Annotated in this window: 18 protein-coding genes; 9 read left to right on the forward strand and 9 right to left on the reverse strand. The window is 47.5% G+C overall.

Going from position 1 to position 24,828, the window contains the following annotated elements; genetic code table 11:
• Positions 1 to 96: 96 nt before the first annotated feature.
• From T3H97_RS01615 to T3H97_RS01635, 5 genes are all read left to right on the forward strand, one after another.
• Positions 97 to 1,683 (forward strand): S8 family serine peptidase, encoded by a 1,587-nt coding sequence (locus T3H97_RS01615; protein WP_328801503.1) that lies wholly within the window; start codon positions 97 to 99, stop codon positions 1,681 to 1,683.
• Positions 1,684 to 1,989: 306 nt separating this feature from the next.
• Positions 1,990 to 3,504 (forward strand): arabinosylfuranosidase ArfA, encoded by a 1,515-nt coding sequence (gene arfA / locus T3H97_RS01620; RefSeq protein WP_023986630.1) that lies wholly within the window; start codon positions 1,990 to 1,992, stop codon positions 3,502 to 3,504.
• Positions 3,505 to 3,924: 420 nt separating this feature from the next.
• Complete coding sequence (locus tag T3H97_RS01625) at positions 3,925 to 5,820, forward strand: HSP90 family protein (RefSeq protein ID WP_328801504.1); 1,896 nt, start codon at positions 3,925 to 3,927, stop codon at positions 5,818 to 5,820.
• 24 nt (positions 5,821 to 5,844) lie between these two features.
• Positions 5,845 to 6,906 carry a hypothetical protein gene (locus tag T3H97_RS01630; RefSeq protein ID WP_328801505.1) on the forward strand — a complete coding sequence of 354 codons (1,062 nt, stop codon included), beginning with the start codon at positions 5,845 to 5,847 and terminating at the stop codon, positions 6,904 to 6,906.
• A gap of 88 nt (positions 6,907 to 6,994) precedes the next feature.
• On the forward strand, positions 6,995 to 7,741 hold the full coding sequence (locus T3H97_RS01635; RefSeq protein WP_328801506.1) for a glycerophosphodiester phosphodiesterase: 747 nt from the start codon (positions 6,995 to 6,997) through the stop codon (positions 7,739 to 7,741).
• A 164-nt stretch (positions 7,742 to 7,905) separates the two neighbouring features.
• On the opposite strand, the gene T3H97_RS01640 is transcribed toward T3H97_RS01635, so the two are convergent.
• From T3H97_RS01640 to T3H97_RS01660, 5 genes are all read right to left on the reverse strand, one after another.
• Positions 7,906 to 8,733 (reverse strand): class I SAM-dependent methyltransferase, encoded by an 828-nt coding sequence (locus tag T3H97_RS01640; protein ID WP_328801507.1) that lies wholly within the window; start codon positions 8,731 to 8,733, stop codon positions 7,906 to 7,908.
• 144 nt (positions 8,734 to 8,877) lie between these two features.
• The gene (galU, locus tag T3H97_RS01645) at positions 8,878 to 9,759 is read right to left on the reverse strand and encodes a UTP--glucose-1-phosphate uridylyltransferase GalU (protein WP_025723867.1); all 882 of its coding nucleotides are present in this window, start codon (positions 9,757 to 9,759) and stop codon (positions 8,878 to 8,880) included.
• The gene (locus tag T3H97_RS01650) at positions 9,756 to 10,178 is read right to left on the reverse strand and encodes a GtrA family protein (RefSeq protein ID WP_328801508.1); all 423 of its coding nucleotides are present in this window, start codon (positions 10,176 to 10,178) and stop codon (positions 9,756 to 9,758) included. Before T3H97_RS01650 ends, galU begins: the two co-directional genes overlap by 4 nt.
• 3 nt (positions 10,179 to 10,181) lie before the next feature.
• Complete coding sequence (locus tag T3H97_RS01655; protein ID WP_328801509.1) at positions 10,182 to 11,273, reverse strand: glycosyltransferase family 2 protein; 1,092 nt, start codon at positions 11,271 to 11,273, stop codon at positions 10,182 to 10,184.
• Between the two features lie 17 nt (positions 11,274 to 11,290).
• A complete protein-coding gene (locus tag T3H97_RS01660; RefSeq protein ID WP_328801510.1) occupies positions 11,291 to 13,633 on the reverse strand; it encodes a glycosyltransferase family 39 protein in 2,343 nt (780 codons plus the stop codon).
• Positions 13,634 to 13,921: 288 nt separating this feature from the next.
• On the opposite strand from T3H97_RS01660, the gene T3H97_RS01665 reads away from it, so the two are divergent.
• Both T3H97_RS01665 and T3H97_RS01670 read left to right on the forward strand, forming a co-directional pair.
• Positions 13,922 to 14,608 (forward strand): response regulator transcription factor, encoded by a 687-nt coding sequence (locus T3H97_RS01665; protein WP_328801511.1) that lies wholly within the window; start codon positions 13,922 to 13,924, stop codon positions 14,606 to 14,608.
• A complete protein-coding gene (locus tag T3H97_RS01670) occupies positions 14,605 to 16,095 on the forward strand; it encodes a sensor histidine kinase (protein ID WP_328801512.1) in 1,491 nt (496 codons plus the stop codon). The genes T3H97_RS01665 and T3H97_RS01670 overlap by 4 nt, the downstream gene beginning before the upstream one ends.
• A gap of 83 nt (positions 16,096 to 16,178) precedes the next feature.
• On the opposite strand, the gene T3H97_RS01675 is transcribed toward T3H97_RS01670, so the two are convergent.
• A complete protein-coding gene (locus T3H97_RS01675) occupies positions 16,179 to 20,468 on the reverse strand; it encodes a S8 family serine peptidase (protein WP_328801513.1) in 4,290 nt (1,429 codons plus the stop codon).
• Positions 20,469 to 20,830: 362 nt separating this feature from the next.
• Between T3H97_RS01675 and T3H97_RS01680 the strand changes: the two genes are divergently transcribed.
• A complete protein-coding gene (locus tag T3H97_RS01680; protein WP_328801514.1) occupies positions 20,831 to 21,766 on the forward strand; it encodes a manganese-dependent inorganic pyrophosphatase in 936 nt (311 codons plus the stop codon).
• Between the two features lie 62 nt (positions 21,767 to 21,828).
• Here T3H97_RS01680 and T3H97_RS01685 read toward each other — a convergent pair whose 3' ends face one another.
• The 3 genes from T3H97_RS01685 to T3H97_RS01695 form a co-directional block, all read right to left on the reverse strand.
• Positions 21,829 to 22,752, reverse strand: coding sequence for an alpha/beta hydrolase (locus T3H97_RS01685; protein ID WP_190298462.1), 924 nt, complete (start codon positions 22,750 to 22,752; stop codon positions 21,829 to 21,831).
• Positions 22,737 to 23,279, reverse strand: a complete 543-nt coding sequence (locus T3H97_RS01690) for a MarR family winged helix-turn-helix transcriptional regulator (protein ID WP_069290889.1) — start codon at positions 23,277 to 23,279, stop codon at positions 22,737 to 22,739. The genes T3H97_RS01685 and T3H97_RS01690 overlap by 16 nt, the downstream gene beginning before the upstream one ends.
• A 110-nt stretch (positions 23,280 to 23,389) precedes the next feature.
• Complete coding sequence (locus T3H97_RS01695) at positions 23,390 to 24,355, reverse strand: ATP-dependent DNA ligase (RefSeq protein ID WP_328801515.1); 966 nt, start codon at positions 24,353 to 24,355, stop codon at positions 23,390 to 23,392.
• A 193-nt stretch (positions 24,356 to 24,548) separates the two neighbouring features.
• Between T3H97_RS01695 and T3H97_RS01700 the strand changes: the two genes are divergently transcribed.
• Positions 24,549 to 24,824, forward strand: a complete 276-nt coding sequence (locus tag T3H97_RS01700) for a GNAT family N-acetyltransferase (RefSeq protein ID WP_328801516.1) — start codon at positions 24,549 to 24,551, stop codon at positions 24,822 to 24,824.
• The last annotated feature ends 4 nt before the right edge of the window (positions 24,825 to 24,828 follow it).

Consider the following 24,828-nt stretch of genomic DNA (forward strand, 5'->3'; position numbering starts at 1 on the left):
CGCTATCGTTCGCAGAGGCACCCTCCGCTTACTCTAATGGAACGGAACAGAACCATGAGATTTATTTCACAATCCAAAGAGACAGGGGGAGAAAAAATGAATAGTAAGGTCCATGTTGCCATTATTGACGACGGGGTTAATGCTGGCTTTTTAAACACCGAATTATTATATAACGTCGAAATAGCTCATGGAGACGTAGAAGAGGGACGTACCTTAAATCACGGTACACTATGTGCAGCTATTGTACAAACGTATTTTCCAGATGCGATCATTAGCAGTGTGAAAATAATGAACCATAGAAAAGGCAATGCAACTCAGTTTTGTGCTGCGCTGGATTGGTGTGTAAAGCATGGTGTACAGGTAGCCAATATCAGCCTGGGAAGTATAAATTATCGAGATCGAGGCATGATGCGGGAAGCTGTAAATGATGCAGCTATGGCAGGATTAATTATGGTATGTGCTGCACAAAACGGAGGACTTCTTACTTATCCGGCCTCCTTTGCCAATGTGATTGGAGTGCGCTGCGATCGTAGCGGCATACTCACATCAGGGCAATATACATATGATGCTGAGAGGGCCTTCTCAAGCGGTATCGATTTTACTGCTTTTGCCAAGCATGAGCTGATAGGTGCAGCTGGAGAGGTTGTACAATGCCCCAACAGCAATAGCTATGCCACTCCATTGATTACAGCACAGATATGCAGAGTTTTGCAGCAGTCCAAGTCTGTTCCTTCCATAGAACAGCTAAAACATATGTTACATGAGTATAGCTATCATCCGATACAGGATACCCTATTACTCGTAATGCGTTACAAACATCCGGATTGGATACGGCGCGCCTATGTGTTTAAGGAGGATTGTACAATTGGCTCAAAGGCACCCTATTATTTTCAGACCCAATGTGAAGCTCAACTCCCTGGCGACAACATTGCTGCCATCATTGAACAAGCCATCCTGCGGGAGCGAGAACAACAGGAAACAGCGCTCGAAGGTGGACAACGGGTATACGGCCTTACAGATACGATTGTCTTGCTAGGGGACATGGAACCAGTCAGTTTGCAGGAAGTGGAGCAATTGGCTTCACGTTATGGAAAACATGTCGTCTGTATCTTTAAAAATCAACGATACATCCCTACGCTGAATTTTTCATCTTGCTTTTTGCGCTGGTGGCAGCAAGAGGAGTGTTTCTCTAAGAGGCAGGAGCAGACTATCGCAATAGAGGATTCTCGCATTCCGCTTATTTGTATTTATTATGACAAGGGCATTGACATCATATATTTTTTGCATGAGTTGAGAGAATCCTTTTTCCGGAATGGATACCAAAGCTGGATCGTGGTGGACCAGTCTGCGGCAGTGTTGCATGATATGGAGTATATGTTTCCTTCAGATGCAAGCAATGGATTACAGGAACTGCTAAATGTTACTGGTACAATGGCATATAGTTCTTATACGGATATTGCTATTTTGTGTGTAGAGACTGCGAATATTATGGATTGCACCAAAGAACGAGTTTTATTAGGCGTTGATATTGAGCTTTCTTTGCTGGTGAAAGTGGAAATTGAACGTATTCACATATCTATACGGACAGAGCAAGGAGATTTGAAAGATTGGGTCCTCACGAAATTAAACGTGGGCGATATAGGTGGTATTTATACATATTTAGAACAACTGTTGGTAGACTGATATTCACTATTTAAAACAGACTGCAAGATATGGCAGTAGGCACTACTTTGAACGCACCTGTAATCCGTTATTATTATTTAGCAAAGTGGTTATTCACTCAATAAGTTTGTTTATAAAACGAAATATTTAGAAATACGTAACCAATTGCTTATCGTTTATTATAAACGTTAATAATAATATTAAGTATTTAATGATAATGTTGACTATAATAAATATGGTGTGTTATATTAAAACCGTAAATAAAACGGCATCTTAGTCTTGGTGGTACAACGGATTTTATTTTCGCATTCAGAGAGGATGGTTTAGGTGGCAGCAGCTGTAAAAGCAAAGATGATTGTAGACAAATCTTTTCGTATTGCTGAAGTCGATAAACGCATTTATGGCTCTTTTGTAGAGCATCTCGGGCGTGCCGTATATGGTGGCATTTACGAGCCTACTCATTCAACTAGTGATGAAAGCGGTTTCCGAAATGATGTTAAAGAGTTGGTAAAACAGCTTGATGTTCCTATTATACGCTATCCGGGAGGCAATTTTGTATCCGGTTACAATTGGGAGGACGGTGTCGGCCCTGTTGCGTCCAGACCTAGACAGTTGGAGCTGGCGTGGAGAACGGTCGAGCCGAATGAAGTGGGTACGAATGAATTTTTCAAGTGGGCCAAGGATGTAGGTTCCGAAGTCATGATGGCGGTTAATCTGGGTACGCGCGGAATTGATGCTGCGCGTAATCTGGTGGAATATTGCAACCACACAGGCGGCTCTTACTGGAGTGATCTACGTCGTAGTCACGGTGTAGAGCAACCACATAAGATTAAAACCTGGTGTCTTGGTAACGAGATGGATGGCCCATGGCAGATTGGTCACAAGACAGCAGAAGAATATGGCCGTCTGGCTGTTGAATCTGCAAAAGCCATGAAGCTGATTGATCCTGACATCGAGCTTGTATCCTGTGGCAGCTCCAGCTCCACAATGCCGACGTTCCCGGAGTGGGAAGCAACCACCCTGGATCATACCTATGAGGTAGCGGACTATATTTCCTTGCACCAATACTACGGCAATCATGACAATGATACGGCTAATTATCTGGCACGCTCTATGGATATGGATCATTTTATTCATACGGTCATTTCGACTTGTGACTATATCAAAGCAAAGAAACGCAGCAAGAAAAAAATGATGCTCAGCTTTGACGAATGGAACGTATGGTACCACTCTAATGATGCGGACAAAAAAATTGATCCGTGGTCTGTAGCACCACCGCAGCTTGAGGATATCTATAACTTTGAGGATGCATTGCTGGTAGGTAGCATGTTGATTACGTTCCTGCGCCACGCGGATCGTGTGAAAATGGCTTGTCTCGCCCAACTGGTCAATGTTATTGCGCCAATCATGACCGAGAATAACGGAAAAGCGTGGAAGCAAACAATTTTCTATCCATATTTGCATGCTTCCCGTTATGGTCGTGGGATATCGCTGATGCCTGTCGTGGATTCGGAAAAATACGATTCCAAGGACTTCACAGACATTCCTTATCTGGACAGCGCTGTAGTTTATGATGAAGAGGGAGACGCGCTGACTGTCTTTGCAGTGAATCGTCATCTGTCTGAATCGCTGGAACTGACAGTAGATGTACGCAGTTTTGAAGGCTACCGCATTGTCGAGCATACTGTATTGGAGCATGATGATCTTAAAGCGACCAACAGTCCAGCCGGTGAAAAAGTTACGCCTCACAACGGCGGCAACGCCAAGCTTGAAGACGGAATTGTAAAAGCTCATTTGGGCAAAGCATCGTGGAACGTTATCCGTCTCGCTAAGTCTCATTAATTCTCTTCTGTAAAAGGGTGCAGCTTCGACTGTACCTAAATAAGCTCGCATTCTCTCTTGTAAGAGTATTACAAGAGTGGCAATGCGAGCTTTTTGCGTAAAATGAGCCATTTGTCCCTCCATAGATATAGGGTTCTAAGAGAAGGGTGGATTTTAAATAAATATTATGTTTATTACTAAATTTAACTAGACAAAGATGATCCTTATTCACTAAGTGATCGTACTCCGTACATTTTTGTGAAGTTAATTAGACCCAGTGCCAGACTTCCCGGGTGAAAAAAGGCCCTGTTATATCGTTATCAACGTGCTGATACCTGAAATGCAGGGTGTGCAATCCGACTTAAATCCACGTTATACTTTAAAAGACAGTCTATTTAAACCAGATGATGGCAGTAGCATTTCGAGAAAGGAATGATCTCTATGAGTCAAACAGACGAATATCGTTTTCAAGTGAACTTGGGCGGTATGATTGATATTTTGGCCAATCATTTATATAGCAGTCCACGAGTGTTTATACGTGAGGTTCTGCAAAATGCAACAGATGCGATCACGGCTCGCAAGGAGCTGCGGAAGGTTGCTGCTGAAAGTAAAGTATTGAAAGAAGACAAGACCCTTGAAGCTACAGCTTCTGAGAGTAACGACTATGAAGGTAAAGTCATCGTGGAGTTATCTGGTTCTGGGGAGCATCAGGTATTGATGATTCAGGATAACGGCATTGGATTGTCAGAAGAAGACATTCACCGTTTTTTGTCGATCATCGGTCAGTCTTCCAAGAAGGGAGCCGATTTGCTGGCTTCTGAGACTTCGTTTATCGGACGATTTGGGATTGGGTTGCTATCCTGCTTTATGGTGAGCGATGAAATTGTAGTGCTGACCCGCTCGGTGAAGGAAGGAGTCTCCATGGAATGGAGAGGGAAGCCGGATGGGACGTATACGATTCGTCGATTGGAGACCGAACTGCCTGTAGGAACGCAAATTTATTTGCGCTGCAAGCCGGGAAGTGAGTTTTATTATGAGCCAGCGCATGTAGAGGAGTCTTTATTCTATTATGGTGCGTTGCTGCCGTATCCAGTCATGCTGTCTGTAGACGGGGAGACCAAGCGCGTCAATCTTCCATCGACGAGCTGGATGCAGGACCCAGAACAATTACGGAGCCGCCGTAGTGAGGTGCTGGATTTAGGCTATCGCCTGATGGGCGAGCGCTTCAGTGATTTTATACCGTTGCGGACGGCATCGGGCAGAACAGGCGGGATTGCATTCATTTTGCCACGCAGTGTTAATCTGAACAGCAAGCGGCTGCATCGGGTGTACCTGAAGCATATGTTGGTGTCCGATAAGGCGGAAAACGTATTGCCAGAATGGGCATTCTTCATTAAAAGCCTGATTTGGACAGATGAATTGCAACCAACGGCATCACGTGAATATTTTTATGAAAATGAGCAGCTCGATGCCGTTCGTTCTGAATTGGGGACCTGTATTCGGGAAGAACTGCTACGCATGGCGCAGTATGAGCCAGACCGCTTGCAGCACTGGATTCATTTGCATGAGCTGTCCATGAAGGCGCTCGCCGTGGAGGACGATGAATTTTTGCGGATAATGTACCGTTGGTTTTCCTTCGAAAGTACATTTGGGCGGCGTGAGCTGAGTGAACTGATCCGAGAGGCGGACGGACGTCCGCTGCATTACACATCGACAGTAGATGAGTATCGTCAGATTACGCATGTGGCGGCGGCGCAATCCATGTTGGTGATCAATGGCGGCTATATTTATGATTCAGACATTTTGGAAAAACTGCATTGGATTGACCCTAACCTGCAAACAGAGCGTCTTAGCCCTGAGGAGGTATCTCTTTCATTTACCGGGCTAACGCAGGAAGAGCGCGAGAGTTATTACGGTGTGCTTCGTGTCATGGATGCTGCTTTGCAGCCGATGCGTTGCCGTGCTGAGTTGAAGCGTTTTGAGCCTGCGAGTTTGCCGGTGTTGTATACCATTTCTCAGGATGCACTGACCTTGCGCTCCATGGAAAACACGGTTGAGGAGACAACCTCACTTTTCTCCAATGTGCTTGATAGTCTGAAAGCAGGAGTCCAGCAAAATTCGGGCTATTCTACCTTATACTTTAATCTGAACAACCCGGTGGTGGCGCGGATTCTTGAAGCTACCGATACGCAGATGGTCACGGCTGCTACAGAAATGATGTATGTGAATGCGCTTATGATGGGGCACTACCCGATGAACCGCAGTGAGCTGGGACTGATGAATCGGAGTGTACTGCATTTTATCAATTGGGGATTAGGGAACGGACACAATACGTAATTGCGTAATTATAGGGGGAGCCAAATGGAAGATACGATATATGAATTGATGGAACAGGCGCAGGATCTGCCCGGGGGTGCAGCAAAGCTGGCGATTCTAGAAGAAGCAGTCCGCTTGGCAGACACTTCCGGGTTGAAGGAGCTCGCTTATGAAATCCGGGGAGAGATTGTAGACTGCGCTATTTTTAACGGATATCCATTGAAGTCGCTGATTGCTTTTTCGTGGCAGTTGGGCCAATTTGATCAAAATCCAGAGGAATACGACGCAGATGAGCTGTTGTGGAATTACAAATGGATACTCGGGAAGGTGTGCAGCTTTTCCAATATATCAAAGACACAAATAGAAGATCTGGCGGAGGATATGCGTAGGCGTTATGCCGAATACGGGTATAATGAGCGTCCATATTACTATTATAAGTTCCGCATCGCGATGGACATGGGTGAACTGGATGAAGCACGGCGATATCTGGATACCTTCCGCTTGGTCGAGCGGGACAGCATGAGTGATTGTGAGGCCTGCGAGCAAAGCCAGATGGTGCGTTTCTACTACTTAACAGGAGAAGATGAGCAGGCGCTTGCCGTGGCAAAACCGATTTTGTCGGGACGGATGAAATGTGCAGAAGTACCGCATGTGACGCTTTCTCAGGTGCTGTTGCCGCTTTATCGTCAAGGCGAGGTTGATCAGGCAAAAGACAATCATCGCAAAGGCTATCGCCTGATTCGGGATGACCGCGACTTCCTGAAAACGATATCGGAGCATATCGAATATTTGGCGATTGCTGATCCGGTTCAAGGAATCGAAGTGGTAGAGCGTCATCTACATATGGCGCTGGACTATGAGAGCGGGCTGGAGCAGATGTATTTTTACGCGACGATGGTGAGTCTACTGCAAAAGTTGGATACTTCGGGAGAAAAACGGTTGATCCGGTTGCCGGCTTCCTTGGAATGGGGTAAAGAGGATCGCACATTGACAGAAATCATTGCGTATTTTAGGCCACTGGCAGAGTCAGCGGCGGCTGATTTTGATCGACGGAACGGGAATACGTTTTATTCCGATTGGATCGGGAAAATTGTTCAAACGGCATAGAAGAAGGGACAACTGTGACGAATATTTTATACAGCCCAAACAATGAGCAGGTATAATGTTCCTGTGAAATGACAGGAGGGGTTATGTTGTGACTGTAACCGAAAAGGTGATTAATTTCGCACACCGCGGAGCTTCAGGTGTATGTCCTGAGAATACGATGGCGGCATTCCGCCACGCCTTGGAACTGGGAGCAACAGGTATAGAAACGGATGTGCAGCGTACCCAAGATGGGCATCTGGTGCTAATTCACGATGAGTCGCTGGAGCGTACGACAGGTTGCTCAATGGATGTAAGGGATATTACGCTGGAAGAATTAAATAAACTGGATGCGGGCGGTTGGTTTGATGAGAAATTCCGGGGTGAGCGGGTCCCGATGATGGATGAGCTACTGGAACTAGCCCAGTCCTCCAATACAATTATTAATTTAGAGTTGAAAAATAGCATTTATCTCTATCCGGGAATGGAGGAAGAGGTTATTGCTGCTGTGAAGCGTTTTGGATTGGAACAGTGGGTAATCATATCCAGCTTCAATCACGAATCGCTGGCGCTCTGTGCGCAGCTTGCTCCTGAAATCAAGACGGGGGCGCTGTATATCGAGATTATGGTTCGTCCATCGGAGTATGCCACCCAATTCGGGGTTACAGCACTTCATGCCTACAAACAAGTGGTTACACCAGAAGCTGTATCAGAGGCTTTGGCATTAGGTGTCGTCTACCACCCATGGACGGTGAATGAGCCAGAAGAAATGAAGCGTCTGCTGGAGGCCGGGGTGAACGGCATCATCACGGACTATCCTGATCGGTTGGCGCACTTATTGGCTGTCCGCTCTTCCTAGGTTGAAGACACAGTGGAACTGCAACTAAGGTTTGCAGGGATATGAGCGTGGCTATTTATTGAAGAAAAAGACTCTCCTGTACGCACTCGTTTTTACGAGGCGAGGGAGAGTCTTTTTTGCCCTAAGCCGAAGAGCGTATCATGCACGATGGCCTTGATTTCTTTCTACTTGATGCCGAGCCGCATACGATAGCTGAACAGGATGTCTAGTGTTCTGCCCTGAAAATAATTCTCTACCAGGTTCACGAAGCGGGCTACATCGCCGTCAAGCGTTCTATTGCCAAGTTTGAAGAGACTTTGAATACCCCCTTGGCTGAGAGCGAGCCCTGTATAACGAGCTGCGTCACACTGCTCACGGTTGTGGAAGACAATCTCCCGGGTATATCGGAATTGCCCGCTACGGTGCAGATTAGCTAAATGCTGATCCTTGCTCCATTTATGAGCTTGCTGCTCTACTGGGGCTTCCTGTTCCAAAAGGGTATCCGCTTTGGTGATAAGCTCTGTATAAGCTTGCTCTATCTGCCATTGCAGCACCGGAGGCCAGTCACAGTCAAAGGCTGCGAACACGCCGCCCTGAGCCAAGACCCTGCCCGCTTCCTGAAGCGTGCTCTCGGGGTCCATCCAGTGAAAGGATTGAGAGCAGGTGATGACGTCTACAGTTCCGTCCTCAAAGGGCAGGTTGTTGGAGAACCCGCTTTTGAAGGAAATGGTTCCTGCCATTGTCGTTCCTGCTGTCTCCAGCTTGCGCTGCGCCTTTCCTCTCATATCTGGGTTAGGTTCGATACCGACGATTTGCCGAGCGGCGTTTTCCCATATGAAGGTTGAAAGTCCTGTACCGCAGCCAAGATCGGCAACTAGCTCTACGTCTCGCTCCAGATAGCGGCTGATAATTTCCACGACGAGTGACGGCGCTTCCGGGCGGTGCTGATCGTAGTTGTCGGCAAAACCGTTGAAACGATCCACATTACTTTGCAGATTTCCTTCAGGTATCATAGGTCCTTTTCCTCCTTAGTTTTGGCTGGGCGGCCGTGCAGATTCAAATGCTGCTGTACTCCTATATTGTACAAGTTTACATGTTTATCCATCTACTCTCGTGATTTCACAGCACCCGTCGGATTTCGGAGGAAGGCAATTCCCCTATTTTATCATTGAAGCAAGCGCCCACTCGCGCATCATGGAGTCAAGCATTGGACGCAAATCTTCGCGTTGCATCCCCATGTGGAGCACGGCTTCCAGATATCCAGCTTTATCTCCAATATCATAACGTGTGCCTTCCAGTTCTAATGCGAGCAGTTGGTTCTGCAAGGCTACTTGATGAAGGGCGTCTGTCAATTGGTATTCACCGCCCGCTCCAGTGGACAGGTTTTCCAATATAGAGAAAATGGAAGGCTCTAACACATACCGACCAATGACTGCCTGCCGCGAGGGGGCCTCTGCCGGAGATGGTTTTTCAACAAGTCCACCGACTTCGTGAATGAGACCGTTCTGGTGAGTGGAGTCAATAATGCCGTATTTACTCACATCCTGTTCTTCCACTGTGCGCACGCCGACGACTTGCTTGCCAGTCGCTTCGTAAACATCCATCATTTGACGAATCGCCGGGGTGGAGGAATTCATAATATCATCGCCCAGCAACACGGCAAAGGGCTCATCGCCAATGAACTGACGAGCGCAGCTTACCGCGTGTCCCAAGCCGAGGGGTTCTTTTTGACGGATATAGTGAATGACTGCTTTACCCCCGATGCTTTGAACTTCACGTAGGAGATCATATTTACCTTTGCTCTCCAGTACCTGCTCCAACTCCACAGACTTGTCAAAATGATCCTCGATGGCTTTTTTATTACGCCCCGTTACGATAATGATGCTCTCAATTCCGGACTTGATGGCTTCTTCTACGATATATTGAATAGCCGGCTTGTCTACGATTGGAAGCATCTCTTTCGGTAAAGCTTTCGTAGCTGGTAGAAAACGGGTTCCTAATCCGGCGGCTGGAATAACAGCTTTTGTAATTTTTCTCATAGAAACTCACTTTCCTTTCGGGATGGGGAACCGAATACCCAGTATCGGCTCCCGATATAATTGATGATCATTCCGGCTGCGGTCGCGATCAGCTTGCCTAAAGCAAGTGGCAGCTCGGTTCCAGTGTGAAGCACCTGCAGTAATAAGGAGGTTATCCCCAATACGATGAGGTTGATAACGATAAATTTAGGTAATTGACGCTTATTATTGTCGTTTGATAGTTGTTTGTTGAATGTCCATTTGCTGTTCAAAATATAACTGTTGGCTGTGCCGCAGCTGTACGAAATGACCTGCGCTACAATGACCGGCACTCCGCCCCAAGCCAGCAGCATAAAAATGATATAATCTACACCCGTATTCACCAGACCTACGATGCCAAATCGGATCATAGGAAGCAGCTGGACCATGCGACTTTTCATGGGTTAGGCTCCATGACCGGATTTGGGTCCGGTATATACTGCACTGTTGCCGCGCACGGTGCGTCCTGCCGAAATCAGACTTTCACGGGCTCCTTGCATGTACAGGGATTCACGGGGTTCAGGGACTTTCATAGTATGTGTCGGACCGTTTTCGTATTGTCCACCTAGATGCTCACGGACAATGTAGAGCGGGCGTGCTTTGGTTTCGTCATAGATCCGTCCAACATATTCACCCATAATACCGAGAATGATCAGGATCACTCCGTCGAAGATCAGGCTGATACTAATCATGGACGACCAGCCCTTCATCACATAGGAATCGGTAAAAAAGTTGAGAAATAATACGTACATCAGATACAGGAAGCCGGACATGGACAGAAGTGCGCCGATATACCCTGCCAGCTTAAGCGGTTTAATCGAAAAGGATGTGATCCCGTCCAGACTGAGCTTGATCATTCGTTTCAACGGATACTTGGTTTCGCCTGCGAGCCGCTCATCGCGCTCATATTCTACAGCAGTTTGTTTGAAACCGATCCAGCTGACCAGTCCACGAACGAATCGGTTATTTTCCGGCAGCCGTTTCAATTCTTCTATGACCTTGCGATCCATTAGGCGGAAGTCTCCGGTGTCGACCGGGATATTAATATCCGTTGATGCTTTAAGTACACGGTAGAAGAGGCTGGCAGACCATTTCTTGAAGCGAGTTTCGCCATTGCGTTTGAGTCGTTTGGCGTAGACCACTTCATAGCCTTCCTTCCACTTGTTAGCCATCTTAACAATCAGTTCCGGCGGGTCCTGGAGGTCGGCGTCAATGACGACGACCGCCTCCCCAACCGCATAATCCATCCCGGCGGTAATCGCTAGCTGATGACCAAAATTGCGAGAGAAATCAATCAATACAATGGTGTCATCTCTGAGACTGAATTCCTTGATCAATTGGACGCTGCGGTCCGAACTTCCATCATTTACGAAGATCAGCTCGTAGGGCTCACCCATTGAGCCCATGACTTGTTTCAGCCTCCGGTAGGTTTCCGTAATAACGGCTTCCTCGTTGTACATCGGAATAACTATGGAATAACGGATGGGTTCACTCATTCGTAGTTCCTCCTCATTTATAATGTGATTTCGTATAAAGTACCGCTTCCGCCACGTTCGTCTCCGCCAGGGCCACCTTGACCATCCTGGGCGTTCGCATTGCTGTTCGTGGCGTCGCTTCCGCTCTTGGTTGCTTTAACGTCTGTACTTGTTTCGCCTGTTGTTGTTTTCCATTCATCTGTAGGAATCACTTTGCCATGTTCTTTGATCCATGCAGTGACTTCAGAGTTACCGCCGTCCGGTCCGCCGCCTCCACCAGAAATCATGAAGTACTTCACTTGGCCGCTTTCGACCAGCGCCTTGATTTTATCGACGGTATAGACTGGATCGGAAGATACAAAACCGTTCATAATAATTACTTTTTGTCCGGCCTCGACCAGGTAAGGAGCAGCCGTTGAATAATTACTTGCTGCGAAAAGGTAGGTTTCACCTGTGTTATTTTTTTGCAAGTAGCTCAACGTTTTTTGATCTAAACTTTGGCTACCATTGGGTCCCCCCATTCCTCTGGAACGGGTAGAAGATTTTTGTTCCGTGTCTGTACTTGTTTGTGTGCTTGAAGTATTTCCATCAGGACTGGAATTCTCTGCATTATTGGTCTGGTTATTCGTTTGAGTTCCTTCGGCTTGTTGCCCATTGGCGCTCTGACCTCTATTGCGATCATTGCCGCCCGGCATTCCGCCACCACCACCGCCAAATTGAGTGGGTCCGGCTTGTGGAATCATGCTGTTCCCCCCGTAGATGATCGGTGTCAATGCCCAGTATGCAGGACCGATAAACATAGCGAGTACACTTGCAATGATGGCGAATCTTGTGAACTTCTCAGATTTCATTCGTGCTACTATCAGCAGCACCGTGCCGATGATCCCTAGGATCAATACCGCGATGGACCAGCCACTGCCAATCGTATCGTTGTAATTTTGCAAAACAAACCAGCTAAATACCGAGGTTGCCAGTACTGCTGCGGGTAACAGCCAGGAGAGCCAGTTGGAACGCTCACGATACTGCTTCCACAATTCTACGAATCCTGCTCCAAAGAGCGCTGCAATTGGTGGCGCGAGCATAATCAGGTAATAATGATGAAAGAATCCTGCTACGCTGAAAAATGCAGCTACGGGAATCAACCAGGCCAGCCAGAAGATGACCTCTTTGTGTTTTTGTGTGATATTACGACGTCGAATGCTTGCAAGCAGGCCGATGGAAGCAATTAATGCGAATGGAAGCAGCCAGCTGGCTTGACCTGACAGGGAAGATTGGAACAACCGCAAAGGTCCTTTTTCGCCAGTGCCGAACATACCACCACCGGAATTCCCGCCAAATCCACCACCAGGGCCACCTTGACCGCCGCCAGGGCTGCCCTGCCCGTTGTCGCCAAATCCGCCCGGCGGCAATTGGCCACCTGCACCGAATCCGCCTGCGGCCATGTTGTTGGTACCAGAGTCACCCGTAGTGGTAGTACTGTCCGATGATGTAGTTGTCTGAGCCTGATCCGTGCTCGTATTGCTGCTATTCGTTGCAGCGTTATTGTTCCGATCCGTGCGTTCACCGCCACGATTGCCACCTGTACCCTGATCTCCTGTCAGACGGGACAGGCCGTTATAACCAAAGGCCAAATTCAGTACAGAGTTCGTACCGCTACTCCCCATATAGGGGCGTTCATCTGCCGGAGTAGAGTCCACTACGACTGCCCAGGAGAGCGATACGATCAGGAGGACAACTGCTGATCCTACCAGTGTTACTGCTTTTCGCTTCCAGTTAAACTTGGAAGCCAGCAGATAGAACAGACCCAGTGCGGGAACGATCATATAGGCTTGTAGCATTTTTTCGTTAAAGGCGATGCCCACGACTGCGAAAGCAGCAAGGATCAGCCCGGTTTTGCTATTTCTAATGCCTCTGAACAATAGCCATGTTGCGAGCAACAGTGTGAAGACCAACATAGCGTCGATGTTATTCGTGCGGCTAACCGCTACGGCTATCGGTGTCGTTGCCATGGCGAAGGCGGCCAATCGTGCGGCCATCGTACCGAAACTCGGTTTGACGAGTAAGTAAACGAGCAAGACTGATCCGACCTGAGCCAGCGCCTGTGGCAAGATAACGCTCCATCCGTGAAGCCCGAATATATAGGCGCTCAGTGTCTGAATCCAGAACACCACAGGCGGTTTGTCTACCGTTACCGATCCGGCAGAATCAAGTGAGGCGAAAAAGAAGTTGTGAAAGCTCTGTAGCATGCTTGCTACGGCCGTCGTATAGTAGGTGTTTACATATTTGTCTTGCCAGATGTTGTATCCGTTCAAAAATGCGGATATCAGCATAATGATGATCAGGGGGATGTCCGCCCTGGTCTTAAACCATTTCTTAATCATGTTCATTCCACTCCCTGTGAAAATTCTTTGTATTTATTCCGTTGTTCTAGCCGCTATCTTCAGGACTGCGGAATGACCAGTCGCTTCTGATCTTGGCCCGGTGAACTACCGGCTTGCTATTATCATGCCAGACGTACCTTAATTGGTTCTGAGCGCTCCCTGAACGTTAGCTGAAAGCTGAGCAGGGGTGCTTTTTTTACGACAAGATTCAGGTATATTAGATACAGGTGAGAAATGAACTGACTTTTTTATGAGGGAAATGCGGCAATATGAAAGGGAAGATGAATAATGAATCCAATACATGGAGTTAAAATTATGCTGGCAGACGATGAGCCTCATATTTTGCAATTTTTAGAGCTTGGACTGATTAATGAAGGATATGAAGTCAGAACTGCAGAGAACGGGAGTGATGCGCTCGATCTGGCAAAGGAATTCCATCCGCATGTAGCAGTGCTGGATGTGATGATGCCGGAAATGAACGGTTTTGAGGTGTGCCAAAGCCTCAAGGAGACGGAGGATAACATCGCAGTCATTATGCTGACTGCCAAGGATGATGTGGACGATCGGGTAAAGGGATTAAAACTCGGCGCGGATGATTATGTCGTAAAGCCCTTCAGTTTTAATGAGCTGCTGGCTCGCATTGAAGCGCGCTTGCGCAATCAGTTCCCCGATTTGCTGGGGGAAGTGGTTCACGGCCCCTTTCAAGTGGATGATCGACGGAAGGAAATTCGTTATCAGAGTCAGGTGCTGGAGCTGTCGCCTACCGAATATGAACTATTGAAGTTTCTGGTGTTGAATCACGGGATTGTGCTGAGTAAAAGTCGTATTCTGGACCGGGTATGGGGGTACGATTTTGGGGGCGAGGATAATATTGTTGAGGTGTACATTCGCTCCTTACGTGAAAAACTCAAAGACAAGGAGCATCGGGTCATTCGTACGCTGCGCGGTGTGGGCTACCGGGTGGATCTGCTATGAAGGCGGGCGGGAAAAGTCGGAGAAAATATGCACTCCGTTCTCTCCGATCCCAGCTTTTGGCCAGAACGTTACTCATTTTGGCTTTGCTGCTCGTATTGATTGGTTTTCTACAATATTTTCTGATGAAAGATTTTCTGTATCGCAGTCGGGCAGAAGCTATGGATACGCAGTTGAATTCAATTCCTGCTGATTTATTGATTAAGGATTCACAGGAGCAGAGAGAGGTAACCGCTCCCCAAGAACAAACCAACCGGAGGAATAATCGACCAGGGCCGTTTTTGTTCTGGCCGGATATGTCGCTCGCTTCTATAGATACAGACGGCACCTTCCAGAGCCTGTCCAACGAAAACGGGCTTAAGCCGCCACGTCTCACCACTGAGCAATATCATGCGATGCAGCAGAGCAAACGCATGCGTCACGGCTATCAATTAATCACGGATGCTCAGGGGAAAGAGCAACTGGTTGTATTCCGTCCGCTCGGTCCACCTGACCGTTCGTTCGGTTTACTTCAAATGGGCGTATCCACGACTTCTATGCAAGAGCAGTTGATTAACCAGCTCCGCACCTTTATTTTATTATCACTGATTGCGCTTGCGATTGGGTTGGCGCTTATGCTTCCTGTGCTGCGCCGCACGTTGGTGCCCCTTTCCAGGATGGTCGAGGCAGTCAAACGTATTGATGCGGGCAATCTGGCCGAGCGCTTTGACGCAGAGCAGGGACAGTATGAGGTGGATCGTTTGGCGGTTTCATTTAACGGGATGCTGGAACGGTTGGAGCATTCTTTTGCTGCCGAACGGGAATTGCAGATGCAGATGAGACGATTTATTGCGGATGCTTCCCATGAACTGCGCACCCCGCTCACATCTATTCACGGTTTCTTGGAAGTGCTGCTTCGTGGAGCAGCATCTAATCCGAAGCAGCTTCAATCGGCACTAGAAAGTATGTACGGTGAATCCAAGCGGATGAATAAACTTGTCTCTGATTTACTATTGTTGGCTAAGCTGGACCGAACACCGGAGCTGAAGCTGGAAGACATACCACTAGATGCGTTGCTGCTGGAAATGAAACCTCAGCTCCTTATGCTGGCAGGTACACGTAAGGTAGTTTTTGATATGACGGCAGGTATACGGGTGTTGGCAGAGGGGGATAAAATCAAGCAGGTCGTGCTCAACCTGTTTCACAATGCTGTTCAGCATACTGATATGGAAAGAGGTGTGATCCAGGTAAACCTGTCTGCAGGTAAGAAGTTGGTGGATATCCAAATTCGTGATAACGGGCCAGGCATGAGTAAAGAACAGCTGGAGCGAATATTTGAGCGTTTTTATCGTGGAGATGAATCGCGTACACGTAGCTCAGGCGGGGCGGGTCTTGGTCTGGCCATTACACAGTCCATCGTGGAAGCACATGGCGGGAACATTACGGCCGAAAGCACCCTGGGAACGGGAAGTATATTCAAAGTAACGCTACCTTTAGCGGGAACAGTATAGTATTGCAGATTATGGCGTAACATAAAAACAGCCCCCCGAACCGCAGCTTTGGTTATAACACGGCTCGGGGGGCTTTTCTATTGTTAGTTAATCAGCGAAGCTTTCTGTAAAAGCACATGCAGCACCTTGGCAGATGCCTCACGGGTTGTAGGTGCATTCGGCTGGAAGTAGGAGGAGCCTTTAATCGCTTCTCCGTTGATGATGCCTGCTGCACTTACTTTTTCAATACTGTCCTTGGCATAGCCTGCAAAGGATGAAGCATCATGGTACGGTGTACGTGCAGGGCCATCGGCTGCTGCTTTGATTTGAAGCAGGTCTACAGCTTTACCCAGCACGACAGCAATCTCTTGACGACTGATATTAGCGTTCGGATCAAACTTGTCGCTGCTGCGACCCGTAATCAATCCAGCTTCATAAGCGGCTGCCACATCGCCGGAATACCAGCTACCTGCCGGGATATCACTGAATGGTGCAGAAGTACCCGGTGTCAGGCCGAGTGCCCGAGTGACCAGGGCTGCAAATTCTGCACGTGTCACGTTCTTCTTCGGTGAGAAAGTCGTGTCGGTCGTGCCGTTAATCAGCAACTTGTTCGCTAACGATTGAATTTCGGATTGGGCATACGACGATGAAATATCTTCAAAGCTAACGGGACGTGTCGCCGCTGCATACGTCGAGAAGCCCGGACGGCTTACCTTGACGACGGTAGAGCCATCAGCCTGCTTGGTGAAGACGGATGGAACGGGATAGACATTTCCGTTTGCCGTATAGAGTACACCGGCTGTATTGGAATCAATTTGACCAGGTACGGTAAAGGATCTGCTAATAAACTGTCCTGAAGCAACTTTGAGCGATTGACTCTTGCCACCAGTGACAACGTTAGCTTCAAACCCTACCGGGGTGCCGATCACATTGGAGCCTTTCAGCTTGCCTGTAAATGTATCGCTCGCCTCTGCCTGGCTGCTGATGATCACTTCAATGCCTGCACCAGCAGGAACATTTTTCAGAGCGGATACTGGCAAAGCCAGAGAGGAGCCTGTATTGCTTACAATCAAGCTGCTTCCTGCTGCAGCCTTGCCCAACATTACCAGTTGTGTGGAAGTGAGCGATGCCTTCGTCGTTTGGCCTGCTTGGCTAGTAGCCGACAGTACAATAGCTATCGGGCTGGAACCTGCTGCTGTCACGGCAGTCCGCAAATCTGCATCGGTTACTGTCAGCGACTGTACATTATTGTTCAATGCAACGGCTGTAGTGATAGTTTTAACAGCCTGTCCTTGTTTCACAACGCTTTGAAGTGAAGGGGCAGATGTAGGGACAGGGGTGGATGTGTTCGTTGCAGCAGAAGGTGTAGTATTGCTTCTGCCACCTCCACCACCGCCGCCTCCACCACTACCGCTGGATGCGGCGCTATTATCCACACGAATAGCTTTAGTGGCGGTGAACAGTTTAGGACCATCGGTATTGCGTTCGACTTCACCCTTTTCATTCAGTTCCGGAGAACTGACTTCCAGCTTGTACACGCCATCTTTCAAGTGTTGAATAACGGGCTGACCGTTAGCATCCAGCACAGGCTTGCCATTGTCATCTAATTCGACGTAACTTCCGTCAATACCCTTAAAGGAATATGCGCCTTGTTTGAGGCGAGCGTTAGCTCCTTGTTCTTTGGAAGTCGTTATTCCATCAATCAGACCGATCAATTTATCATCTACGCCGTATACATAAAGCGCGATCTGGTTGGTTTTATCTGTGGTCAGGCGAAAAGCCAAATCTGTTGAGCGCTGAGCACCTGTCCGACTTGGGTAAATAATCGGATTGGTAACACTCAGGTCCTGCAAGCCGAAGCCAGTTGTAGGATTTTCCTTGCCAACATGAACGACGAACGGCAGATGAAGGGTTGGCAGTCCGGCGCTTTTCAGAATAACTTCCCCTTCATATACACCTGTGGCTGCACCCGAATTTGGTTGTACAGACAGGAAGAACGGTTGCGATTTACCCGGTTCTGCCGAAATTGCTCCATTCGCGCCCACACCTTGCAACTGAACGGCAATGTTGCTCACGTCAGGTGTAGCAATCGGCTTAGTTGGATCAGAGGTTACATTATCATGTAACACGGTGCTGGCTTCATATTGCACAGTGTTAGCCGACAAGTTTTTGAGTTGAAGCTGAATCTGCTTCGCATCACTACCAGGTCGTAACACCCCGAAGCTGGCGGAAGGATTGTAATTCACAACCTCCTGCCGATTAAAGTTTTTGTCGAGAATCGTAATCTTTTCGACGGTTTCCAGCAGGGCTGGCGTCTGAATCGCATTAGCGATGTTTACAAGGCCTGCACCTTGGGAATACACATCATATTGGATTTTATCCTCATCAAAGAGTGTAACCGAAGTGTTTGCCAGAGCAGCGCGGATATCAAACGGATTCCAGTTTGGATGCTGCTGCTTCAGCAGCACAGCAAGTCCAGCCACATGCGGAGATGCCATACTTGTTCCGTTACTGCGTTTGTAGGCTTGCTCATAAGAAGCATCCGGATAGAACTTGGCGAAGGCAGGGTAGGTTGATAAAATGCCAACACCCGGTGCGCTCACATCCGGTTTGATACTGAGCAGTTCATCTCCGTTCGGTCCGCGGGAGCTGAATCCGGCCATCGTATCGCCTGCATTATCTGTACGAATATAATCTGCCCCAAAGGAGACGGAGAACTTCTCTCCAGCGTTGTCCACGATTTGTTTAGCCAGCGCGCGACCTTCCTTACCTTTCATGTCAAAGGTCGGAATAAAGTCAAAGCTATCACCCAAATTGGAATTTACGTAGTCATCGCGACCTGAAATACTTTCTCCTAAATCAGCTTTGGTGATGTCGCCCGCTTTCGTATTCCCATTAAAAACGATCACAGCCTTCGCACCGTTTTTTTTCGCATTTGCGATTTTATCCACGAATGCCAAGTTGCCGCGTGAAACAAGGACGATTTTGCCTGCTACGTCTTTCCCTTCAAAATCATCAGGTTGTCCCAGATTCCCATATACGAGCTCATAAGGGGCAGTTCCCAAAATGGAGGCAAAGTCTTCTCTGCCTGTCTCCCAGCCCATCAAATTAAAATCATAATGTGCATAAGCGTCATCAGTTACGGTCTTTTTCAATTCACCGTTAGCCTCCCAATAGGAGTCACGGGTGACCGAAGCTGTCCCCGAGAAGCTTTTGCTCGGCGAAGTAGCTGCACCGACGGAAATCGCCAGCTGTGATGTTGCGGGAGAACCCATGGAATAAAAATAGGGCCCATCCTCTGCCGCATTACCATTCGCTATGACCGCGACTACGCCGGAAAGTACGGCATTATTAATAGCAATGGAATCCGGGGAGTTCGGGTCCTTTTCGGAATCCGAGCCCAGCGACAGGTTAATGACGTTCATACCATCTTTGACAGCGCGTTCAATGCCATCAATGACCTGTGCGGAGGAACCGGAGGAGCGACCCGTTTTGGTATTGCGTCCAAGCACTTTATACACGTATAAGTCCGATTTATAGGCAATACCCTTTTGCACAATATCCGAGGATTTATTTGCGGCTTTACCGGCAATCGTGCCGGAGACGTGAGTACCATGTGTCGTTCCGCTAAAACCTGTGCCGTATGGGTCATTCTCTTTTTCAAGGAACGGTTCCTCGTAAGGGTCGTTGTCCTGTTCAAAAGAGTCATATCCGCCTTTATAGGCTTCTTTCAAATCCGGATGCTCATAATCGATACCGGTATCAATAACCCCGACCTTGATTCCCTCGCCATTCAATCCTTTGGCCCAGGCTTCAGGAACACCAATCTGGTCCAGCGGTGCGTTATCATAAGTGGCTTCACTGGCTGTAAGTGTTGGCGGGTCCTGTACGGGGATGGAATAATACGTTTTGTTTTCATGAATGGATTTCACGCCTGGCAGTTTAGCCAGTTCTGGAATCTTATTGGCCGGCAGTGTGACCTCCAAGCCGTTAAGCACCGTGTTGTACTGGTAATTCACCTGAAGAGAAATACCATGCTCAGCGGCTTGGTCTACGAACGTAGTTTGCTCGGTGGCAATCGCGGATTCCGCTTTTTGCTCAGATTGAGCTGTGAAAGCTTGGGCGCCTGAACGTGCCACATATTTGTCCACGGCTAAGGGCTCACCATCAAGCTGTACGATGACTCTGACCTGGCGGGAAGAGTCTGTGCTGAGCTCTGGCGAAATGAAGGCCGGAGCCGCCTCAATAGTCAATGCTTGTTGAGCTTCCAAAAATGAGTTGAGTTGCATATCTGCGGTAGCAGCAGAACTGACAGACGGCAGAGATAAGCTTACCGTCAAAGCAAGAGCGAGTGATACGACAGGTATTTTTTGCAAAATGATCGGCTTTTTCAAAGATTTCCCTCTTTTCAATCAAAATATGATATCTCTACATACTAGGATTTGAAGCCACTGCCGTTGTTCTCACGCCTCCCTTAATATCTAAAATAATAGAATTGACCACTGGTGACTAACTTGCCAGTTTTGAGGCATATCTTACCATATTGGTGGGATATATTACTATATGTTTTTTATATTTTTAGAAAAAATAAGGGTAACATTACATGTAGATTCCATGGAAATGTTATGAATTTACTAGATTATTTTTGAAAACAATCGAAGGGGAATGGGAGAATGCTAGATTTAATGATATAATCTGCATTGGAATTGTTGAGGTTTCACAATCATGTAAAATGCCTAAGGCAAAGGAGTCGATTATGTTGGCAAAAACATTGATTTTCGGGCATAAAAATCCGGATACGGATACCATTTGCTCAGCTATTGCTTATGCAGACTTGAAAACCAAACTGGGCGCGGACGTAGAGCCGGTTCGTCTGGGCGAGGTGAACGGGGAAACGCAGTATGCACTGGATTATTTCAAAGTGAGCGCGCCACGTCTGGTTGAGCAGGTTGCTGCTGAAACGGACAACGTCATTCTGGTCGATCATAATGAACGCCAGCAAAGCGCCGCTGATATTGACAAGGTACGTGTAACTGAAGTCATCGACCATCACCGGATCGCTAACTTTGAAACAAGCCAGCCGTTATACTTCCGCGCTGAGCCAGTGGGTTGCACAGCCACCATTTTGAACAAGCTCTACAAGGAAAATGGTGTAGCGATTCCGAAAGAAATCGCAGGTCTAATGTTGTCCGCGATTATTTCCGATTCCCTGTTGTTTAAATCCCCAACCTGCACGGATCAAGACGTAGCTGCTGCTCGTGAACTGGCTGAAATTGCTGGTGTAGATGCAGATCGTTACGGATTTGACTTGCTTAAAGCGGGAGCTGATTTGAGTGGTCATACCATTGAACAGTTAGTAAGTCTGGATGCCAAAGAATTTCAGATGAATGGTCGCAAAGTGGAAATTGCTCAAGTGAACGCAGTAGACGTCAACGATGTGCTATCGCGTCAAGCTGACCTAGAAGCTGCATTATCCCAAACCATTGAGGCCAAAAATCTCGATCTGTTCCTGTTCGTTGTAACAGACATCGTGAACAGTGATTCCATTGGTATTGCCCTGGGAAGCCAAGCACAAGCGGTTGAGAAAGCCTATAATGTTCAATTGGACGACAATAAGGCTGTTCTAAAAGGCGTTGTATCGCGCAAAGCGCAAATTGTGCCTGTATTGACTGACGCTTTTAACAGTTTGTAATGATAAATAATAAGCCTCCTGAACCCGACTGTATGATGGCAGTGGGAGCAGGGGGCTTATTTTTATTTCTTCAGTTCTGCCAGGACGTCCCCGATGCGGAATTCAAATGCCAATTTCAACTGATCGCTCATCAGGTGCCAGGCGTTTTCAGCTACAGCGAGATCGCCGCTATGGGTAAAGGCATGTGCGGCACCCATGTATTTTTTATACTTCACAGGGACATCTGCTTCAATCAGCCGTTTGGCATACAACTCGGCTTCGTCAGCCAAGGAGTCCAACTCCGCGGTTATGATCAGAGCAGGAGGGAGATTATGTAGTGATTCTGCAAAAATGGGGGAAACTAACGGATTTCGCGCCTCATCTGGTGAGTTCAGATAACTTTCATTAAAGATTTTTGCTACTCGTGGCGGAATCCCCTTCTCGAATTGGGGCTTCAATTTGGGATCTGTAGCAATATCCAGTGGTGGGTAATCCAGTACCTGATATACAATCGGAAATTCCTTGCGCTCCCGGGACATAAGACATAGCGCTGCCGCTAGATTGCCGCCCGCACTGTGTCCCCCAACCGCAATGCGTTGAGGATCTACGTTAAGCACATCAGGATGCTCGTACAACCATTGGGTCACATCATAGCTTTCCTGTAGCGGGATAGGGAATTTATGTTCCGGGGCCAAGCGATAATCAACATTAACGACGACGCAATTCGCACGTTCAGCAATGACCGGGCACCAGGGATCATCCATTTCGGCGCTGCCCATTACAAAACCGCTGCCATGGAAATTAACGAATACAGGGAGTGGATCAGCAGACCGGTGAGAAGGTTCATATACAATCACCCTGGAGTCACCAACAGAGGTGGGGATGATCCTTTCTTTCCGATGTACTTTGGGAGAATGCGAAGGTTTGAAATCGGACGCAGCTACCATTCTGCCAGCCGATATGCGGGCGAGTTTGACGAACAGTTTTTGTCTCAGTCTTCGCACCATTTTTCTCTCTCCTCTCTGGAGTCGGTTAGACGCGAACCTTTAACATCTTCAAATGCAGAACGTACACGTGACAAATAGGTTTGGAACTGACAGATTTCCGACTCACTAAAGTCTGACATCAAACGTGACGCCAGCCCTACGAAAAAGGGATCCATCTGTTGAATTTTACTTCTTCCTTTATCGTTCAGGGACACAAACACTCCCCGCTTGTCATTGGGATCGTCATATTTATTAATGAATCCCTCTTGTTCGAGAGAAATAACCATAGAACTGATTGCTGCCCGGCTTACACCCATCTTATCAGCCAAAGCAGAAGGAGATGACATTTCATCTCTTTGCGCTGAAAGTACACAAAGCGCGATATATTGCCCGTAGGAGAGACCAAATTCACGTGAACGTTTTTCCATATTTTTACGTATTTCATACGTTATGGAAAATAAATCTACCAAAACACCAATCGGTTTATTGCCACCTGGAAAGAGATTATAGGCCAGTTGACGAATTTCGGAGTCCAAAAAAAAGAACATGCGATCCACCTCGATGTAGTTAATTAGTTAACTGTAATTTAATTAACCACTGGTTGCAATGATTTATACAAACTTTGTTCCGCATTTTTTTAAAATATATCTGTAAAACGTCATATCCAGGGACCGATACACTGATCGAGGCTCTGATTCACAAAGGCTTGTATGGAGGGCTGACGCAGGGTGCGTCCTTCTTGCCACCGCCACTCACTATATTGAACCTTGGCCGTATACATGGGTTGCACCCAAAATGCGTCTTGATGCCGATCCGGTTTATTGCTAAAAGGTCGCTCCGATATGGTATGTGGCAGCAGGCGCTCGGTAAGCTGACGCCAATCTTCCCGAGTCAGCTTACCCGTACCCACATGCCCGATATAGCGCAGCATTCCTTGTTTATCATATTGGCCCAGCAACACAGCATTGATAATGCCTCCGTTTAGGGTATAGCCACCGATGACGGCAATGATATCGCCATAATTTTTGACCTTGACCCATCGTCCGTCCTTTCCGCCCAATGAGTACGGGCTATCCAGCTTTTTACACACAATGCCTTCCATTCCTTGGCTGCACATAACCTGAAATAGAGCTTGTCCATCAGGATGAGCGGGAGCCAGTTGAATCCGTTCATTCGGTATGATGATCTGATGCAGCAGTTCAAGCCTTTCCTGTAACGGTTTAAGATGAACCCACTCCCCGTTCAGATAAACAATATCAAACAACATGTAAGTAGCGGGTACAGCTTCATAGGCTGACTGAATTCGATCCGTCCGACGAATCAGATCCCGTCGCATAATTTCATGGAACGATGGCTTACCGTCGGCACCGAGTGCGATCATTTCCCCGTCCAATATGACCGAATCAGCCTTACAGTAGGAGGGGAAGAGAGCAAGCTCCGGGTATAAAAGCGTTCGTTCATGCTGCTTTCGGTTGAACAGACGCGTACCGCCCTGGTCGTGATACGTCATAATTCTCGTACCATCCCATTTTATTTCGTAACGCCAAAGGCCGGTTGCATCTACAGGTACTTTTTCGCTCAGTTCCGGTTCAAACGGGATAACAGGTTTTAATTCCGTACGCAACGCAGCACCTCCCTTGCCTTAATTGGAATAAATATAGTGTCGACGATAGATCTTATTTTATGTATGTGATGTTTCGCTGATTCCTCAATAGGGGAATGATAAGGATATCTTGCGTCGGCATGAAGTGATTGCAGTAATTCGTTAGCATGGAGTTGTAACGGGATGTTCTTCAGTCAGAAAGGAGATTGGTTACATGAGACAAATTCGCGAGGAGGACCATGCAGTAGTCATGATGGATGATGGACAGGTAGTTGCAGAAGTAGGCTATAAATCCATAGATGACCACTCATTGGTCATTGACCATACATTTGTATCCGAGCAGTTACGGGGTCAAAAAATCGGCAAGGAGCTCATCGACAGAGTGGTTGATATGGCAAGGAATCAGCATAAAAAGGTTATCCCTGCTTGCTCGTACGCGCTTGCTCTGTTCAAGCGCCATAAGGAATACAGTGACGTATGGCAGCAATGAATAT

This window comes from Paenibacillus sp. LX16 (assembly GCF_036252815.1).
GTDB classification, from domain to species: Bacteria; Bacillota; Bacilli; order Paenibacillales; family Paenibacillaceae; genus Paenibacillus; species Paenibacillus polymyxa_B.